The following is a 16,962-nucleotide window of genomic DNA, read 5'->3' as shown; positions in this document are numbered from 1 at the left end:
GCAAGCCGATCACCTGTGAAGGCTCGACCTGCGAGGGCGACTTCGACTGGACGTGGACGCAGCACACGGCCTTCAAGATCGATGAAAAGTCCAAGGGCGACATCATCTACGTCTCCGCCTTCGACAACGGCGACGCCCGCGGCATGGAACAGCCGGCTCTGCCCGACATGAAGTACTCCCGCGCCGTCGTCTACAAGATCGACCAAAAGAAGAAGACCGTCGAACAGGTCTGGGAATTCGGCAAGGAACGCGGCCACGAACTCTTCTCCGCCGTGACCTCGCTCGTCGAGTACCAGCCCGACCATGACTCCATCGTCATGTACTCGGCCACCGCCGGCGCGCTCTACGACCTGAAGACCGGTGCGTTCGCCTCCGCTCCCAACCCGACCATCATGGAATTCCGTTGGGGCGAAACGACGCCTGCCGTCGAAATTCAGCTCAAGGACTGCACGGGCTACCAGGCCTGGCCGTTCTCGGTTGAAAAGGCCTTCAGCCAGGAAATCAAGCCCGGCAAATAATCCGCCCGACTGCCTGACGAGTCCCCTTCCCGTCCACCGACGGCTGAAGGGGACGGCCCGAAGGGGCGGCTTCACGGCCGCTCCTTTTTTCGTCGACCGCTCCGCGCCGCACACGAGCGCAGGGATTCGGGCGGCCTTTTCTTCAAACTGCAAGAGCACCGTCGGCTCGGGATCCTCGCCTGAGCACGCGTCCGCAGGAAGGAAAGGGAGGCTCCGACTGGAGCCTCCCTTTTTTACACAGTTCTGGCGTCGAACGTGACGGGTGCGGTTAACTGGCGCCCTTCCCGTCCGTCCTGCGGGCCAAAGGGCGAGGGTCCCGCGAGCTTCTTTGCGGACTACGCCTTCTCCGAAGGCATTGCGGTCGCCCCGAAGACCGGCAGTAGCTTCCTGAACGAACTCGCCGACCGCCGCACCCGTGCCGACGCACAGCTCGCCGTTCTGGCCAAGGGCACCCGCGAGCATCCGAACTATCCGTTCACCTTCTGCTCCGAAGAGACGACCGCTCATGCCGAAAGTTTCAAGGCCGCCTACCGCGAGGGCACCGTCAGGCGTTCCGAAATCGTCGAGGCGCTCGCGAAGCTCCACGGCACCGATCCCAAGGCCCTTCAGGCGGCGATTTTCGACGGACGAAGGAAAGGCTCCGCATCCTCACGGATCCGGAGCCTTTCCCAATTAGTACCCGAACGAGAACGTAATGCCTCAGGCGCGGGCGCGCAGCCACCTGAGCGCGATGTCGGAGGACGTTGCGGCAGCGGCCTTCACGAAGGTCATGTAGTCGATCTTGACGTCGCCGCTAGCCTCGTCGGAGATGACGCGGATGGCGGCAAACGGGATTTTGTTGACGAAGCAGACCTGAGCGATGGCGGCGGCCTCCATTTCGACGGCGGAAGCGTTGAAGGTGGAGACGATCCATACGCGGCGCTCGGTCGTGTGGACGAACTGGTCGCCCGAGGCGATGACGCCGAGGCGGTGGTTGACGTTGGCGGCGGCGCAGACGCGGTCGAGCTCGTCGGCGATCTTCGTGTCGGCGGGGAGCTCGATCATGTTGATGCCGGAGATGAGGCCCACGGGGTCGCCGACGGCGGAGGTGTCCATGTCGTGCTGGACGCAGGCCGTGGAGATGGCCACGTCGCCGATGTGGAGCTCGGGCGTGAGCGTGCCCGCAACGCCCGAGTTGACGATCTCGGTGACGCCGAACTTGAGGATCATGGTCTGGGCGCAGAGGGCCGCGAAGACCTTGCCCACGCCGCTGCGGGCGAGGACGACGCGCCTGCCCTCGAGGCTGCCGATGATGAAGTCGATGCCCGAGACGGTTTCGGTGCGGGCGTTCTTCATCATGCTGCGAAGAATCGCGACTTCGACGTCCATCGCGCCGATGATGCCGGTGATCTGCATGTGTCTGCCTCCTCAGATGGCTTCGCCCGCCTTGTTGAAGAGCGGGAGGGGTTCAAGGAAGGTGATGTCGGTGCGCTCGGCGGCTTCGCCCTCGGCGAGGACCGCGGCGCGGCCGACGACGATGCCGCCCGCCTTTTCAACGAGCTTCTCGAGGGCTTCAAGGGACTTGCCCGTGGAGATGACGTCGTCAACGATGAGAATGCGCCTGCCCTTCATGAGGGCGGCGTCCTCTTCCGTGAGGAAGAGCTTCTGCATGCCGGCGGTCGTGATCGACTGGACGTCGACCTCAAGGGCCTCGCCCATGTAGAGCTTCATTTTCTTGCGGGCGACGAAGTAGCGCGCGGCGCCGGCCTGGCGGGCCATTTCGTGAATGAGCGGGATGCCCTTGGCTTCGGCCGTCAGCATGTAGTCGTACTCGGGGGCCTTTTCAAGGAGGGCCGAGGCGCAGGCAACGGTGAGCTCCTGATCGCCGAGCATGATGAAGGCTGCGATCTGCAGCTCGTCGGAAATGGGAAAGAGAGGCAGGTCGCGCTTGAGGCCGGCGACTTCGATCGGATAATGCATCTGAGGACTCCGCTAGGAGATTGTGCGATGAAGGGTGCCGGAAGCGTCCGGCGTGCGACGGGTATTGTACAAAGTCGGCGGGACTTCGTGCGGTGCGGACCGCGAAGGAAGGAAAGGGGAGACACCGCCGACGGCGTCTCCCCTCCTTCACGTGACGCGGATTCGCGTTACTTGGCGAAGGCCTGCTTCAGGTCGATGATGTGGCCCTGATAGTGCGGGGCTGACGCCTTGTTGTTGTAGACGTCGATTTCAACCTTGACGTCGCCCGTCTTGTAGTCCACTTCCTGCAGGCGGCCGATGGTGCCCTTCGTCTGGTCGAAGAGGCCCACGGAGCCGTAGAAGCCGAACATCGTGTCCTTGTCGGCCTGATAGGCGGCGTTGGACGTGATGGGCGCGAAGCTTTCGTAGCCGCGGTCCTTGCCGTAGGCCCAGGTCTGCTTCACGGTCATGGTCTTGGGGTCGATCTTGTATTCGACGACGCGCGAGTAGTTCATCTCGGGCAGCGCGGGCTGTTCGTAGTGACGGACCTGGCCGTTGTCGAAGACGACGATGGTGCCGTTCTTCGAGGCGCGAGGCCATGCGGCGTGCTGCGTGTAAGTGAAGTCGAAGCCGCCCTCGCAGTCGCCCGTCGACGAGCACTTGAGGGGCCTGCCGTCCTTGTCGACCGGCTTGAGGAGCTTCTTTTCAAGACCGTTCTTCCAGCCTTCGGACGGCGCGAGGATCCACTTCACCTCCTTGTCGCGGCCGATCTTCATGACGCCCTGATGGCGGGCGGAGATGATGATCGAGTCGTCGGACTCGTCGTAGGCGACGGAGTTGACGTGGGCCCAGTTGCGGCCCGTGCCGACGCCGGCGGCGTCGCCGAAGGGCGCGAGCGGTTCGACGCCCACAGCCTTGCCTTGGGCGTCAAGGTCGACGTTCATGCAGACGGCGCCGAGGTCGAGGTTCTTGATGAGCGCGTCGGGTCGAGGATGGTGTTGAGGTCCCATTCGTCGATCACGTTGCCCGAGCGGTCGACCTCGATGATGAAGTCGCGCACGCTTTGCACGATCTGGCCGTCGGGACGATGGTAGCGGTACTTGGCGGCGCGAAGGAGGATGTTACCGTTGGGCATTTCCCATGAGGCGTGGCTCAGGTCGATGTATCCCGGCGGCAGCGGATGCTTGGCGACGATGCGGCCCGCGAGATTCATCTCGATCCAGCGCTGGCCCTGCACGAAGGTGTAGGTGCCCGACTTCGTCGGGAAGAAGCCCATGGCGTAGCCGCGGTCGGCGATGTCGTAGTTGATGCCGTCGTAGATGGCCTGCGGTTCGAGCCACCAGCGGAACTCGCCCTGCGTGTCGACGACGTAGTTGAGCGGGATCGTCTCGAAGGCGAGCGAGCCGCCCGAGGGATTGGCGGCGCTCTTGCTCATCTGCGGCGTCTTGGGCATGATCCAGTTCACTTCGGAGCCCTTGGGCGGACGGGTGCCGGAGTTGACGAGATAGAGACGGTCGCGGAAGGCGGCATCGAGCTTCGTGACCTTGGGCTGCGGGAGCGCGGTGATGTTGCATGGCGCACGAGCGCGAGGGCGCCCGCATCACGATGCCCTACTTTCTCGCCGCGCCCTGGATCGTGCTCGAGACGGACGCCACGGCGAAGATCCTCGAGAAGAACGCCCGCATGCTCGCCCGGTACCTGCCGATCGAGATCCTGCCGCTGCCGCCCGGGCTGGCGGGCCGCTACGAGCGGCGCGTGATCTGGCACGAGAACGCCTCGGGCGATCCGGCCCTGATGTGGCTCATCGCGATGCTCAGAAGCGCCTCGGCGCAAGAAGCCTGCGCGGGCGGCGCGCGCAGGCCGGAAGGCTGATCGGAAGGCCGCACGACGAAAAGGCACGAAGACGCCGCACGAAGAAACGGGCCGCCGGCTTTCGCCGACGGCCCGTTTCACGCCCGGGTTCGGGTTCGATTACGCCTTCTTCGTGAGGCGGGCGCCCCAACCGAAGAGCATGGCGGCGATGAAGGCGGCCGCGACGATGCAGGCGAGGAGGCAGCAGGAGGCCATGTCCATGAACTTCCACTGCGGGATCAGGTACCAGCCGTCGTAGGACTGGTAGAGCTCGATGAACCAGCGCTGCAGGGCGCCGAGCTCAACGCCGTCGGGGACCACCGGCGCGTCGTAGCCGCAGTCGCCCGTGGGCTGGAACCAGTCCGGAGCCCACTTTTCCAGCGGAAGGCCGAACGGGAAGTGCGGCTCGGTCGAGCAGCCCTGCATGCCGAACATCGCTTCCGGATCGTCGGAGTGCACGGCGTCATGAATGCCGATGAGCTTGACCGAGCAGATGATCGTGTAGACGAGGCCGTAGATCGTGATCACGAAGCCGACGAGCTTCGCCCAGACGGCCTTCGGGTCGATCATGGCGATGACGCAGCCGAGCGCCATCACAAGGTTGCCGTAGCGGATGTAGACGCACTGCTCGCAGGGCAGCATGTGCATCCAGTCCTGAAAGACATAGTGCGCGAGAAGAACCATGGCGACCATCGCAAACGCGATGATGCCCCAGGGCCAGCGGGAGTCCTGCCAGTCGGCGAGCGTGCGGACGGGATCAGACCCGAGCCCCTTCATGAATTTGATCATGATGAAAAAATCCTTTTGTTGATGGCCGAAAAAGATTCCGGCACAGTCCCTTGCCCTTTTCGGACCCTGTCGGGTGCGAAAATGTCGGGTGTCGGGGAGACGAAATCCGAAGACGAAAAACGGGAGAGACGGACGTACCGCCGTCCCTCCCGCCCAGGGAGAACCTGTCGGGCCCTGCTCCGCGAAGGCGGAGCGGCAGGGCTTACTTCATGTCCTTGAGTTCCTTGACGAGCTCGACCATGCCGTCGAGGCTGCGGATGCTCTTCGTCATGATCAGGTACTTGCCGTTGACGACGTAGGCCGGGATGCCCTGGATCTTGGCGACGTCGTAGGAGAGCTTCCATTCGTCGCACATCGCCTTGACGGCCGGATCGTTCTTGGCTTTGGCGAACTCATCGGCGCTGATGCCCGTGGCGTCGGTCATGGTCTTGAGGAAGGCGGCTTCGCCGGAAGTCCAGCGTTCGCCCTTCTTGTGATAGGCGACGTAGACGGCGTCCTTGGCCTTCTTGAAAAGAGAGTCCTTGGACTCAACGGAGACGCCTGCGGCCTTGTCCCTGAGGAGGCACATGGCGAGGAATTCGCTGCCGATGCGGCCGTACTTGCCCTTGGTTTCGAGATGGATCGGGTTGAAGGCAAGGCCGGTTTCCTTTTCAATGCGCGGCAGAACCTTCGGGTCGACGCCGACGTCATACTTGAAGCAGAACGGGCAGTCGTAGCTGAAGATCTTGGTGAGCTTGCCTTCGGCGTTGACCATCGGCTTTTCGAGCTTGACGTAGTCGGTGCCTTCCGTGGCGGCCATGGAAGCAGCGGCAAAGAGAGAGAGGCCGACGGCAAGCAGAGTCTTCTTGAACATTTGTGAGTTTTCTCCAGATGGGTGACGGGTGGTCGGCGGAACGTCGGATGTGTGCGGGGCTCGCCTGAACCATGACTGCGAGTTTAGACCTCCCCTTTTATTCGGGCTATTGTGACTTTTCCAAGTACGCACGGCAGGTTGTGCAAGGCCTTGTTGCAGAAAATACAAAAGGCCCCGCCTCTTCCGCCCTCAGACCGCATGAAGCGAAAGGACCGCCGTCGGCACGAAGCGGCCGGCGGCGGTCCGAATGTCTCAAAGAGAACGGGAATGTCAGAAGCGGTACGTGAGGCCGCCCGAAGCGAAGACTTGGTTGAAGCGGTCGACGTCGTCAAGGAGGTCGTGACCGTTCGCGTAGGAGGCGCCCGCGTAGAGCTGGGTGCGCTTTGAGAGGTTGTAGTAATACATGAGGCTGCCGCGAAAGCTGTCCGGAGGCGCTCCGCGGGCGGCGCGGTGCGTGGCGAGGGTTCCCGTCGGAAGGTCATCGCGATGCGGGCTACAATTCGGAATGCGTTTGATGCTTCAGGGAGGTCTTTTCATGCGCTGGCAGGATCTTGAGGAAAGCTCGTCGGTCGAGGACCGCAGGGGCATGGGCGGCATGGGCCGTTCGGGAGGCTTTCGCACCCGCGGCGGCATTCCGCTTCGCGGCAAGACGGGGCTGGCCGTGGTGATCGTGGTGCTCGTGGCGGGCTACTACGGGATCGACCTCACGCCTTTGCTGACGGGTGAGCCCTTCCCTGTCGAGACGCAGACGACGGCTTCGGCGCCCTACAAGGGCACGGCCGCCGAGGAGGAGCTCGCGAAGTTCTCCCGCGTTGCGCTCAAGACGACGGAGGACGTCTGGACCGAGATCTTCCGCGCCACGGGCGAAAGGTATCCGCACCCGAAGCTCGTGCTCTACACGGGCAGCACCTCGACCGCCTGCGGCTACGGCCAGTCGGCGATGGGGCCCTTCTATTGTCCGGCCGACAGGAAGGTCTACCTTGACCTGAGCTTTTACAACGACATGCAGAAGAAGCTTGGCGGAGGCGGCGACTTTGCGCTCGGATACGTGCTCGCCCATGAGGTCGGGCACCATGTGCAGACCGTGCTCGGCATTTCCGAGCAGGTTCAGACGCTCCAACAGCGCGTGACGAAGAAGGAGGCCAACGCCCTTCAGGTCAAGATGGAGCTTCAGGCCGACTGCTTCGCGGGCGTCTGGGGCCATTTCATGGAAAAGCGCGGGATTCTCGAGGCGGGCGACCTTGAGGAGGCGCTCAAGACCGCCACGGCCATCGGCGACGACCGCCTGCAGAAGGAGGCCACGGGCCGCGTCGTGCCCGACAGCTTCACGCACGGGACGTCGCTCCAGCGCCTCAACTGGTTCAAGAAGGGCTTCAAGAGCGGCAATCCCAACGTCTGCAACACCTGGCAGGCGGACAAGCTCTAGCCTTCGACATTTTCATCTGCATTTCGGGTCCGCAGGCCTTCTGACCGCGGGCCCGATTTGCTTTCAGGGAGATGGTTCGGCGAGAGGATGATTTCAAAAACGGCAGCATCCTGAAGCATTGCAACTGTTGCACCTTTTGACTTTGCGGCACGCGGAGCGTCAATGAGCGGTAGGATGAAGACATGAGGCTCCTCATGCGGCGCAGCGTGCCGCAGGGAGCGACCGAATGCCCGTGACGACAGGAGGAAAGCCATGATGAGAAGAACAATGCTTCTTGCCCTGCCCGCAGCCGCCCTTGTGCTCGCAGGATGCGCAGGCAGTCCCGCGACGCCCGAGGAGGCCGTCGCGATCGAGAAGAAGGCCATGAGCGAGGGAATCGACAGGCAGATGATGCCGCTCTACGTCACTACGTGGCTCGAGCCCGTGCCCGCCCAGTTCGGCAGGCAGCAGGGCTTCATCCTTGACGAGGGCGGCTCGGCCGAGTCCGTCAACATGGCGACGCTCAAGTACGAGAGCTGGCAGGTTGCTGACCGAAAGCTCACCCTGAGGGGCAAGAGCATCGGCAACGGCGGGACCTTCCCGTTCGAGGAGGTCTGGAACGTCGTGATGGTCTCGAAGAAGAAGCTCGTCCTTCAGCGGGGCGGCGTCTACAAGACCTACTGGGCGCCGGTTCGAGAGGAATAGACGCAGGCTTTTGCCAGGAACGCCTCTTTTGTCCGAAGAGGCGGGTTCAGGGAGCGCAGGCGGCTGCAGAAATGCGGCCGCCTGTTTTTCCGTGGGCGTCAGAAGACTTCGCCGTTGTCTTCGGGAAGCTCGAGCGCGAACGTCTCGAGGTCTTCGCCGGGATGTCTTGCGGGAAGCTCGGCCTGCCATTGCCGGGGCCAGGCGTCGTCGGGCACGGGAAGGACTTCGTTCGGGTCGTCGTAGGCGTGCTTCGGATAGTGGGCGAGATGGAGCTTCTGTCTGGCGCGCGTCACTGCGGTGTAGAGCCAGCGGAAGTAGTCGGCCGAGGATCTCGGTCCCGTCCATGCGCAGTCGACGAAGACGTGCGGCCATTCGCCGCCCTGGGACTTGTGGCAGGTGACGGCGTAGCCGTAGCGGACGTGAAGCGCGTTGACGAACGGGTCTTCGGCGAGCGCGTCCTGCCAGTCCTTCGTGCCGCGCCTGAGCCTCGGGAAGCGGTTCTTGAAGTCGGCCAGGAGGGCGCGAAGGAGAAGCGTCATGTCGGGCAGGTCGTCGGGCTCGAGCTGGTTGAGAAGGATCATGCAGGAGACCTCGAAGCACTCGCCCGTATTGCCGCGAAGCCTGAGCGTGACGCTCTGGAACTCAAGGTCGAGGTTCACGAGGCGCCTGCCCTTCCCTGCGGGGCCGGTCTTCACGCGGAAGGAGACGCTGCGCCTGGTGCGCGCTCCCGTGCGGAGCACCTGGCAGAAGTCGCCGTTGCAGATGAATTCGCCGTGCATGTGCGTGTTGAGGATTACCATGAGCTTGTCTCCCGCGGCGAGCTCCTCGACGCCCGGAAACTGCAGCCGCCTGAAGGCGCGGTTGAGCTGCTGGGCGCGCACGTTCGTCTGCGCGATCATGACGGCGTCGCGTGTGATGCGCCGTCCCATGACCTCCCAGCAGAGGCGCGCCATGTCGCGCGCATCGATCCGCTCTACGTCGGGAACGTCCGCAGGAAGCCTTGGAAGCGCGTAGATCTTGTTTTTGAGTCCCGTTCGGAGTGCAGTCGCGAGCGCGAGAATTCCCGAGTCCTGCTTCTGGCGGACGATGTCGGTGAGCGTGTGCTCCGAGGGCTTCAGGCCGAATTCCTCCTCGAGGTGCACGGGAGAGAGCGCGGGCGAGACGGTCATGCCGACGGGCGGGAGCTGCGCGGCGTCGCCCACGAACAGGATGTGCCTGCGGTGCGCGCAGGGGGCGTCCTCGAGAAAGTGCAGGAGGTCGGCGAGAAGGCGGCCCGAGCCGAACTGTAGGAGCGGATTCTGCGTCTCGCGGTCGGAGACCATCGAGGCCTCGTCGACGACGTAGACCGCGTCGAGTTCGTCCGTGTTTGACGTGAGGTCGCTCACGAGCGTGAAGTCCTCGTCGTCTGGATCGTCCTGGTCGCGGGGCGAGTAGAGGTGTGGGTGGATTGTCGAGGCGCTGCGGGACGTTCTCGTCGAGAGCACCTTGGCCGCGCGGCCCGTGGGCGCCATGAGGTGCACGGAGCGGTTGACGGCCGAAAGATAGTCGACGACGCCCTTCATCAGGAAGGTCTTCCCCGTGCCCGCATAGCCGCGAAGTATGAAGATCCGCGCTTCGTCGTCGTCAAGAAACGCCTGAAGCTTCGGAACGAGCGAGGCCTGACCGGAGGTGAGCCGCACGCCTTCGAACATGCGCGAGAGCGTCGGATTCTTGATGTGGATTCCGCCCGCCTCGTCCGGGTCCGCCTCTTCGGCCGATCCGCCTGCATTGCTCGCGTCCGCAGGCGCGCCCTGAACCCAGGAGCGCGGGACGCGAAAGCGCTCGCCGTGCTCGTCCTCAAACCAGACCCAGCGGTCGTCTGCTTCGGGCGCGGGCGAAGCGGCGGCGACGGCGCCCTCAGGCGGACTGATGAGCGCAACGTTTCCTTCGGCAGGCTTCGGATGCGGCATGACGGTCTCGCTTCGCAAGCCCTGCGAAGCGCATCTCCTCTCGAAACGGCGTGTGGCGGAAAAGCAACACGAACGGCGGTTTTTCTGGTTCTTTATTCGGAGGAACCCTGATGGAGAACACCCAACTAGTGGGGACTTTCGATGGAGGCTTACCCTAAGTTGGCTCAGTCGGCGCGTCTTAAGGCAGGCTTAATGGACTAGGATTCACTCGAACAGGGCGCTCGGCCCCCATGAACCATCCGCCCCTACAGGAGATTTTAATGACAAATTTCAAGACGCTTGCCGCCCTGATGATGACCGCCCTCATGGCTGCGGGCACCGCCTCTGCCGCCGACGGAAAGTTCGGTGCCGACCGTCATGCGGCGATGGGTCTCACCTGCGAGACCTGCCACGGCCCCGACAAGGCCAATCCCGCCACGCCCGACATCAAGACGTGCACGCAGTGCCACAACACGAAGGACCTCGTTGAGAAGACGAAGGACGTCAAGCCGACGAATCCGCACGTCTCCCCGCATTATCAGGACCAGCTTGACTGCACGAACTGCCACTACATGCACGGCGAAACGGAGAACTTCTGCGACCAGTGCCACCAGTTCGGCTTCAAGGTGCCCTGAGGCGCTGAAAGGCATTGACAGGCATCGCTTCGGGCCCGGATTGACGGGACCGTCCCTCGAACGCCCGATGATCTTCACCGCGTCCTGACGGCCGACCAGCCGCAGGACGGCGGGAGCCTCCGCCGCACACGGAGGTCCGTCCCGCGACCATCACTCATGAAAAGGAGTATCAGCATGACCAACCAGTCCCGCCGCCAGTTCCTCAAGACCGGCGCCCTCTTCGGCGCAGCCTCCGCTGCCGCTGCCGCCGCCGTCTCCGCTCCCGCCTTCTCGACCGAAGCGCCGCAGAAGTGGGACGAAACTACGGGTCTTCTCATCGTCGGCACCGGCTTTGCCGGCTGCGCCGCCGCCCTCGAGGCGCACTACCTCGGCGCGAAGAAGGAGGAAATCATGCTCGTCGACAAGATGAGCACGCCAGGCGGCAACTCCATCATCAACGGCGGCGCCGTCGCGGCCGCCGGCACCGACATGCAGGAAAAGGAAGGCATCAAGGACTCCGCCGACCTTCTTTTTGCGGACATCATGAAGGCGGGCGGCGGCCTCTGCCATCCCGCCCTCGCCCGCCGCATCGCCGATGAATCCGTCGCCAACTTCAAGTGGCTGCGCGACGACATCGGCGTCCAGTTCAAGGCCGTAACCTACCACGGCGGCCACTCCGTCAAGCGTTCGCACGCCGTGACGAACAACTCCGGCTCCGGCTTCATTCTTCCGATGCTCGCCAAGCTCAAGGAATTCGGCATTGAGCCGCGCCTTCGCTTCATCGTCGACGAAATCATCGTCAACGACAAGAAGGAAGTCATCGGCGTCAAGGCCCGCCAGGGCTATCGCTTCGGCCGCGAGAATTCCGGCAAGGTCCTCTACGTGCGCGCCACGAAGGGCGTGCTGATCGCCGCCGGCGGCTTCGCTCAGAACGTCAAGTACCGCATGAGCCAGGACCCGCGCCTCACGGACAAGTTCACCTCCACGAACCATCCGGGCGCCACGGGCGAAATGATCATGCAGGCCCAGGAAATCGGCGCCAACACCGTCCAGATGGACTGGATCCAGCTCGGTCCGTGGACCTCGCCCGATGAAAAGGGCTTTGGCGTGGCTCCGCTCTTCGTCGAGTCCTGCGTCGGCCTCGGGCCCATGGTCGACCCGGCCACCGGCAAGCGCTTCATCAAGGAAACGGGCAACCGCAAGGTCCGCGCCGACGCCATCGTCGCCATCGGCCACCCCTGCGTCATCTACACCTGCGAAGCCAACGTCATGAACGCCATCGTCGGCCACAACATGACCGACAAGCTCTGGGAGCACGCCCTCAAGACCGGCGTCGTCAAGAAGTTCGACACGCTCAAGGACCTCGCTGCCGGCTACGGCATCGACTACGCGACGCTCGAGAAGACCAATGAGACCTTCAACGGCTACATGAAGGCCATGAAGGACCCCGAGTTCGACTGCATGTTCTTCAAGGGCGCCAGCGTCAACGACAAGGGTCCCTTCTACGGCGTTCGCCTCTGGCCGCGCGTCCACCACTGCATGGGCGGCCTTGAGATCAACGAGCATGCCCAGGTCATGTCCGTGCGCGGCACTCCGATCAAGGGCCTCTATGCCGCCGGCGAAGCCACGGGCGGCGTCCACGGCATGGTTCGTCTCGGCACCGTCGCCGTTGCCGACTGCATGATCTTCGGCCGCATCGCAGCCCGCGATGCCTTCAAGAAGGCCTGATCCCGGTCAACGCCTGAAGATGCGCCCTGCGAGCGGGAAGCCTGAGACCTCCCGCGTGCAGGGATCGACGGGCGTTTCGTCCGGTCGGACGCGGCGCCCGTTCCCGCCCGAAAACGGCGGAAGGAATGCCGGAGGTCAGGCGGGAATTAAAGAGAACAACAAAAGTACTCGTTGATACTGTATTATTCCGTCCTGCCCGCAGGAGAGGCGAAGCGCCCTCCTGACTCAAAGCGCATTCCGCTTTTCAACCCATTAGGAAATGAACATCATGATGAAGAAGTCTCTTCTCGCCCTTTCCGTGGCCGCTGCGGCCATGGGCGCTCAGGCCGCTGACGTCCAGGTCTACGGCCTCATCGACACCAGCCTCTCCTTCGTGTCGAGCGACGCCGACATTGCCGGCCACGACCGTGTGAACTCCTTCTCGATGGAGAACGCAAAGGAATTCGGCTCCCGCTTCGGTCTCAAGGGTTCTGAAGACCTCGGCAACGGTTACAAGGTGGCCTTCGTGCTCGAGTCCGGCATCAAGTCCGACGACGGCAGTCTCGACCAGGGCGGCAAGCTCTTCGGTCGCGAAGCCCACGTCGACCTCGTCGGTCCGTTCGGCAAGCTCTCCGCCGGCCTGATGCCCGTCTTCGGCAGCACGCTCGGCGCCGACGGTCTCTTCCGCGCCATCGACCCGCTCTTTGCGAACTACACGAAGGCCTTCGGCTCCGGCCACGTGACCGCCTCCTCCTGGACGCGCGTCGACAATGCGCTCAGCTACGTGACCCCGACCGTTGCGGGCTTCACGGGCTACGCCATGTACTCCTTCAAGAACGACTCCTCCAAGGGCGGCGTCGAAGGCCACGGCGGCGAATCCGACCGCTACGCCTCTCTCGCCGCACGCTACAAGGCCGGGGCTCTTGAGGCCGTGCTCGTCGCCGACACCACGATGTACGGCACGTACCGCACTGGCACCGCCGCCAGCAAGGATGACGGCTGGACCGTCACCTTCGGCGGCAACTATACGTTCGACGGCGGCGTCAAGGTCCTCGCCTTCACGCAGTTCTTCGGCGATCAGGAACTCAAGGCCTGGCCGCGTGCCGGTGTCGGATACGACGGCATCATGGCCGTCACCGAGAATAAGGGCTACGGCTTTGTCGACGGCTACGGCGTGAGCCTCGGCGTGAACGTGCCCGCCATGGGCGGCGTCGCCAAGGCCCAGGTCGCCTACCGCGACATGGACAACAAGGACAACGTCGACTTCAAGCGCGTGATCGCCGCCCTCGGCTACGACTACGCCCTCTCCAAGCGCACCGCCGTCTACGCCATGACCGGCTGGTCTCAGGAGAAGGTCGAGAACGGCACGACCGAAGCCAAGCCCAACGGCTACGAGTTCACGACCGGCATCGTCCACCGCTTCTGATGAGAGCCCGTGTTCCTCTTCCCGGGGAACGCGGTTTCTCCCAAAAGGGCTCGTTCTTCGCCTTCCCTTTGTATATGCAGAGGGGAAGCGGGGCGGGCCCTTTTTTCGTTCACCTCCTTCGTCCCTTGTCGTCATCCGCCCTATGGGGCCTGTCTTCCGGATTGCCGTCCGGACGGGCGTTGCAGATGGTTTTCCCTTGGAAACCTCAGGTAAACGCCGATGGCGGTTTCAGAGGGTGCCGCCTAAAATATGCGCCCTGAATGCCGGTCTTTCTCCCTTTCGGGCCGGCGCATTTTCTGAGGACATCCAAGATGTGCACTTCCGTCATTGTCGGAGAAAAGGCCACGGCCGACGGCTCCTTCCTTCTTGCCCGCAGCGCTGACAGCAGCGCCCTCAAGGCCCAGCACTTCGTGATTCACGAAGCGCGCGAATGGCCCGAAGGCTCGATGTACCGCACGCAGGACCACAAGGGCGCCACCGCCTTCGAATGGCCCCAGCCCGCCCACAGCATGCGCTTCACGACCGTGCCGAACTGGCAGACCCAGCTCCACGGCGCCGTGGGCTTCAACGAAGCGGGCGTGGGCCTCACCGGCACCGAGTCCATCTTCGCCCGCGACGACGCGCTCGCGATCGACCCGTACAACAAGGCCTCCGGCATCACCGAGGACGACATTCCCGACGTTCTGCTCTCCCGCTGCACGACCGCCCGCGAAGCGTGCGCGCTTCTGGGCCGCATCATCGAGGAGGCCGGCTGCGGTGAAGGCTTCGGCGTCGGCTTCGTCGACAGCAAGGAGGTCTGGTACCTCGAGACCGGCACGGGCCACCAGTGGATCGCCCACCGCACCCCGGCCGACAAGTACATGGCCACGGGCAACCAGGGCCGCCTGCGCGAATACGATCCGGAACGCGAGGACATGATGGGCTCGCCCACGGTCATGAGCTGGGCGAAGGAGCACGGCTTCTGGAACCCCGAGGAAGGTCCCTTCGACTTCGCCGCCGCCTACACCCGCAACGACGAGCGTGACCGCGTCTACAACGACCCGCGCGTCTGGATCATGCAGAAGCACCTCAATCCGTCCGTCGAGCAGCCCGTCGACGATGGCCGCAATTTCGAGGTCTATCTCACGCCCGAAAAGCCCATCACGGTCGACGATCTCAAGGCCCTGATGCGCAATCACTACGACATGTCCGAGCATGACCCGTACCAGTTCGGTCTGCGCGGCGACGAGCCCTGGCGCCCGATCAGCGTGTTCCGCACGTACGAGTCCCACATCATGCAGGTCCGTCCGTGGCTCCCGCAGGCCATCGGATGCCTGATCCACCTCGCTTTCGGCATGGCCGACCTCTCCGTCTACCTGCCGTTCTACCAGGGCCTCGAGGCTGTTCCCCAACACTACGGTTGCGGCACGGACCACTGCGACCGCCGTTCCGTCTACTGGAAGTTCCGCAGGCTTCAGACGCTCGTCATGACCGACTACGCCGGCCTCGCCCCGATGGTCAAGACCGCCTTCGCCAAGTTCGAGGCCGACCTCGCCCCGCGCATGGCCGCCTTCGAAGCCGAGTTCGTCAAGCTTCATGCCGAAGACGAAAAGGCCGCCGCGAAGCTCCTCAACGACTTCAATCTCCGTGTTCTCGCCGAAGGCGAAGAGCTCTGCGAAACGCTTCTCGACGACTGCTTCACGAAGCGCACGACCGACATTCAGGAGGCCGTGTACTTCCGCAACCGCAAGGCCAAGGACTGATCACCGGGCTTGCCGGCCTCTTTCCGCCTTTCTTGTCATGAGGGCGGGATGAATGCCCGGCCTGCCTCACTTGAAAATGGCGGGATTTCCATAACGGAAGTCCAGCCATTTTTTGCTTCTGTCGGTTCTGTCTCAGTCGCCGGGTTTCGCTTGAGCGGGAGCAAATGAGCGGTGTTGAAGACAGGATCGGGATCAGGCCCTGCGTCTCCCCTCCCTCATGGCGAGGATGAAGACGGTGGCGAAGATGAGGACTGCGCCGAGGCTCTCGACGGGCGTGAAGGAGGTGCCGAGCAGCACGACGGAGAGAATCACGGCCGTGAGGGGCTCGGAAGCGCCGAGGATGGTGGTGACGGCGGGCGGGACGTAGTCGAGGCTCTTCAGATAGCAGACGAAGGCGAGCGCGGTGCCCACGACGATGATGTAGAGGTAGCCCGCGAGGGTCTCCCAAGTCCAGACGGCGTCGATTTCCGTGGGCGGATAGACGAAGAGCGCGCCGATGCCCGCAAAGAGCATGCCGAAGCCCACGACGGCGTTGACGCCGAGTTTCTTGACGGCATTGCCCGGCTGCAACGTGCAGAAGGCGCCGCAGGCGGCGGAGGCAAGCCCCCAGAGGACGCCCGAATATGAGAAGTTGACGACGCTCAGGTCGCCCTTTGTGATGATGAGTACGACGCCCGTGGCGGCAAGGCAGAAGGCGGCGAGCTCGAGGATCGAGACGGGCTTGCGGGTCGTGGCGGCGATCCAGCCTATCACGAAGAGCGGACCCGTGATGACCATGATGGCCGCCGTGGCGGCGCCCGCATCACGGATCGCAAGGAAGAACGTGAACTGCGTCGCCAGCACGCCGAGGCCGTAGATCACGACGTCACGCAGCAGAACCATGTCGGAGAAGAGCTTCGAGACCCTGCCCCTTTCGGTGAGGAGCGTCATGAGCGTGAGGAGCACGCCCGCGCCGAAGACGCGAAGCGCCACGAGGTCCTGGGCGGTGAAGCCGCCGTCCGTCATCATGACCTGAGCAGCCACCCCCATGGAGCCCCAGCCGAAGCCTGCGGCGATGGCAAGAAGAAAGCCCGTGAGCATGCGGCGTACTGAGGTCATTTGTCTTGTCTTTTCCTTGGAGTGCGTGTGAGAAGGCGGTCCGTCCGGACCAAGGCGGCATTGTACAGCGTCGCGATGCACCGCCGCTCGAAACGCCCCGTCCATCGTCATCCTCAAGCCTGCGGGCGGTAAAGACGGCGGCCTGCGCTTGCCTCCCGTCAAGAAATCCTCCAAAAGACGCTGGAGCGTTGTTCATCATCGAAATGGCGCGCGTACACGAAGAACGGCACCGTGATCCGCATCGAAACCGACAACACCGTGAAGGACGGCTGCAGGGTGCGTCAGTTGCGCGCCTGCCTCAAGGACCGCGACATGCGCGAGCGCCTCTACAGTCCCGATCGACTGAAGTATCCGGTAAACAACTCTCGACTAAAGTCGAAAGCTTTAT

Annotated in this window: 17 protein-coding genes; 8 read left to right on the top strand and 9 right to left on the bottom strand. The window is 63.6% G+C overall.

Annotation, left to right across the window (positions count from 1 at the left end; translation table 11 throughout):
- Positions 1-518: aryl-sulfate sulfotransferase (locus HMPREF3036_RS12355; protein ID WP_231853621.1), on the top strand; the 518-nt coding region annotated here is incomplete at its 5' end.
- A 699-nt stretch (positions 519-1,217) separates the two neighbouring features.
- Here the strand turns inward: HMPREF3036_RS12355 and HMPREF3036_RS09690 are convergent.
- The 4 genes from HMPREF3036_RS09690 to HMPREF3036_RS12500 form a co-directional block, all read right to left on the bottom strand.
- Entirely contained in the window at positions 1,218-1,913 is a 696-nt protein-coding gene (locus HMPREF3036_RS09690; RefSeq protein ID WP_005435383.1) for a 5'-methylthioadenosine/adenosylhomocysteine nucleosidase, read from the bottom strand.
- Between the two features lie 12 nt (positions 1,914-1,925).
- Entirely contained in the window at positions 1,926-2,477 is a 552-nt protein-coding gene (locus tag HMPREF3036_RS09685; protein ID WP_062334056.1) for a phosphoribosyltransferase family protein, read from the bottom strand.
- 167 nt (positions 2,478-2,644) lie between these two features.
- On the bottom strand, positions 2,645-3,466 hold the full coding sequence (locus tag HMPREF3036_RS12505) for an aryl-sulfate sulfotransferase (protein ID WP_082897450.1): 822 nt from the start codon (positions 3,464-3,466) through the stop codon (positions 2,645-2,647).
- Positions 3,397-4,023, bottom strand: a complete 627-nt coding sequence (locus HMPREF3036_RS12500) for an aryl-sulfate sulfotransferase (RefSeq protein ID WP_082897449.1) — start codon at positions 4,021-4,023, stop codon at positions 3,397-3,399. Before HMPREF3036_RS12500 ends, HMPREF3036_RS12505 begins: the two co-directional genes overlap by 70 nt.
- Before the next feature lie 5 nt (positions 4,024-4,028).
- On the opposite strand from HMPREF3036_RS12500, the gene HMPREF3036_RS09670 reads away from it, so the two are divergent.
- The gene (locus tag HMPREF3036_RS09670; RefSeq protein WP_062334047.1) at positions 4,029-4,328 is read left to right on the top strand and encodes a type 2 periplasmic-binding domain-containing protein; all 300 of its coding nucleotides are present in this window, start codon (positions 4,029-4,031) and stop codon (positions 4,326-4,328) included.
- 99 nt (positions 4,329-4,427) lie between these two features.
- On the opposite strand, the gene dsbI is transcribed toward HMPREF3036_RS09670, so the two are convergent.
- From dsbI to HMPREF3036_RS12495, 3 genes are all read right to left on the bottom strand, one after another.
- Positions 4,428-5,096 (bottom strand): protein-disulfide oxidoreductase DsbI, encoded by a 669-nt coding sequence (gene dsbI / locus HMPREF3036_RS09665; protein WP_062334044.1) that lies wholly within the window; start codon positions 5,094-5,096, stop codon positions 4,428-4,430.
- Positions 5,097-5,298: 202 nt separating this feature from the next.
- Positions 5,299-5,949, bottom strand: a complete 651-nt coding sequence (locus HMPREF3036_RS09660) for a thiol:disulfide interchange protein DsbA/DsbL (protein ID WP_062334041.1) — start codon at positions 5,947-5,949, stop codon at positions 5,299-5,301.
- A gap of 270 nt (positions 5,950-6,219) precedes the next feature.
- Positions 6,220-6,354 carry a hypothetical protein gene (locus HMPREF3036_RS12495; protein ID WP_255358825.1) on the bottom strand — a complete coding sequence of 45 codons (135 nt, stop codon included), beginning with the start codon at positions 6,352-6,354 and terminating at the stop codon, positions 6,220-6,222.
- Between the two features lie 130 nt (positions 6,355-6,484).
- On the opposite strand from HMPREF3036_RS12495, the gene HMPREF3036_RS09655 reads away from it, so the two are divergent.
- Entirely contained in the window at positions 6,485-7,375 is an 891-nt protein-coding gene (locus tag HMPREF3036_RS09655) for a KPN_02809 family neutral zinc metallopeptidase (protein ID WP_062334084.1), read from the top strand.
- 252 nt (positions 7,376-7,627) lie between these two features.
- Positions 7,628-8,059 (top strand): lipocalin-like domain-containing protein, encoded by a 432-nt coding sequence (locus tag HMPREF3036_RS09650; RefSeq protein WP_082897448.1) that lies wholly within the window; start codon positions 7,628-7,630, stop codon positions 8,057-8,059.
- A gap of 98 nt (positions 8,060-8,157) precedes the next feature.
- Here HMPREF3036_RS09650 and HMPREF3036_RS09645 read toward each other — a convergent pair whose 3' ends face one another.
- The gene (locus HMPREF3036_RS09645; protein WP_062334034.1) at positions 8,158-10,008 is read right to left on the bottom strand and encodes an ATP-dependent DNA helicase; all 1,851 of its coding nucleotides are present in this window, start codon (positions 10,006-10,008) and stop codon (positions 8,158-8,160) included.
- A gap of 260 nt (positions 10,009-10,268) precedes the next feature.
- On the opposite strand from HMPREF3036_RS09645, the gene HMPREF3036_RS09640 reads away from it, so the two are divergent.
- From HMPREF3036_RS09640 to HMPREF3036_RS09625, 4 genes are all read left to right on the top strand, one after another.
- Entirely contained in the window at positions 10,269-10,622 is a 354-nt protein-coding gene (locus HMPREF3036_RS09640; RefSeq protein WP_005435420.1) for a cytochrome c3 family protein, read from the top strand.
- A gap of 174 nt (positions 10,623-10,796) precedes the next feature.
- A complete protein-coding gene (locus HMPREF3036_RS09635; RefSeq protein ID WP_062334031.1) occupies positions 10,797-12,329 on the top strand; it encodes a flavocytochrome c in 1,533 nt (510 codons plus the stop codon).
- Positions 12,330-12,597: 268 nt separating this feature from the next.
- Positions 12,598-13,734: a porin gene (locus tag HMPREF3036_RS09630; protein ID WP_082897452.1), complete on the top strand. Its 1,137-nt coding sequence runs from the start codon at positions 12,598-12,600 to the stop codon at positions 13,732-13,734.
- A 311-nt stretch (positions 13,735-14,045) separates the two neighbouring features.
- Positions 14,046-15,476: a C69 family dipeptidase gene (locus HMPREF3036_RS09625; protein WP_005435423.1), complete on the top strand. Its 1,431-nt coding sequence runs from the start codon at positions 14,046-14,048 to the stop codon at positions 15,474-15,476.
- A gap of 192 nt (positions 15,477-15,668) precedes the next feature.
- On the opposite strand, the gene HMPREF3036_RS09620 is transcribed toward HMPREF3036_RS09625, so the two are convergent.
- Complete coding sequence (locus HMPREF3036_RS09620; RefSeq protein ID WP_051009039.1) at positions 15,669-16,574, bottom strand: DMT family transporter; 906 nt, start codon at positions 16,572-16,574, stop codon at positions 15,669-15,671.
- Positions 16,575-16,962 lie beyond the last annotated feature (388 nt).

The organism is Sutterella sp. KLE1602, from assembly GCF_001578585.1.
Taxonomy (GTDB): domain Bacteria; phylum Pseudomonadota; class Gammaproteobacteria; order Burkholderiales; family Burkholderiaceae_F; genus Sutterella; species Sutterella wadsworthensis_A.
This window is presented reverse-complemented; position numbering and strand designations above follow the sequence as displayed.

What these genes read in the sequence shown, in the direction of transcription:
- HMPREF3036_RS09690 (WP_005435383.1), bottom strand. Translation starts at nt 1,913, where the DNA reads ATGCAGATCACCGGCATCATCGGCGCGATGGACGTCGAAGTCGCGATT.
- HMPREF3036_RS09685 (WP_062334056.1), bottom strand. Translation starts at nt 2,477, where the DNA reads ATGCATTATCCGATCGAAGTCGCCGGCCTCAAGCGCGACCTGCCTCTC.
- HMPREF3036_RS12505 (WP_082897450.1), bottom strand. Translation starts at nt 3,466, where the DNA reads ATGGGACCTCAACACCATCCTCGACCCGACGCGCTCATCAAGAACCTC.
- HMPREF3036_RS09670 (WP_062334047.1), top strand. Translation starts at nt 4,029, where the DNA reads ATGGCGCACGAGCGCGAGGGCGCCCGCATCACGATGCCCTACTTTCTC.
- dsbI (WP_062334044.1), bottom strand. Translation starts at nt 5,096, where the DNA reads ATGATCAAATTCATGAAGGGGCTCGGGTCTGATCCCGTCCGCACGCTC.
- HMPREF3036_RS09660 (WP_062334041.1), bottom strand. Translation starts at nt 5,949, where the DNA reads ATGTTCAAGAAGACTCTGCTTGCCGTCGGCCTCTCTCTCTTTGCCGCT.
- HMPREF3036_RS12495 (WP_255358825.1), bottom strand. Translation starts at nt 6,354, where the DNA reads ATGTATTACTACAACCTCTCAAAGCGCACCCAGCTCTACGCGGGCGCC.
- HMPREF3036_RS09655 (WP_062334084.1), top strand. Translation starts at nt 6,485, where the DNA reads ATGCGCTGGCAGGATCTTGAGGAAAGCTCGTCGGTCGAGGACCGCAGG.
- HMPREF3036_RS09650 (WP_082897448.1), top strand. Translation starts at nt 7,628, where the DNA reads ATGATGAGAAGAACAATGCTTCTTGCCCTGCCCGCAGCCGCCCTTGTG.
- HMPREF3036_RS09645 (WP_062334034.1), bottom strand. Translation starts at nt 10,008, where the DNA reads ATGCCGCATCCGAAGCCTGCCGAAGGAAACGTTGCGCTCATCAGTCCG.
- HMPREF3036_RS09640 (WP_005435420.1), top strand. Translation starts at nt 10,269, where the DNA reads ATGACAAATTTCAAGACGCTTGCCGCCCTGATGATGACCGCCCTCATG.
- HMPREF3036_RS09635 (WP_062334031.1), top strand. Translation starts at nt 10,797, where the DNA reads ATGACCAACCAGTCCCGCCGCCAGTTCCTCAAGACCGGCGCCCTCTTC.
- HMPREF3036_RS09630 (WP_082897452.1), top strand. Translation starts at nt 12,598, where the DNA reads ATGATGAAGAAGTCTCTTCTCGCCCTTTCCGTGGCCGCTGCGGCCATG.
- HMPREF3036_RS09625 (WP_005435423.1), top strand. Translation starts at nt 14,046, where the DNA reads ATGTGCACTTCCGTCATTGTCGGAGAAAAGGCCACGGCCGACGGCTCC.
- HMPREF3036_RS09620 (WP_051009039.1), bottom strand. Translation starts at nt 16,574, where the DNA reads ATGACCTCAGTACGCCGCATGCTCACGGGCTTTCTTCTTGCCATCGCC.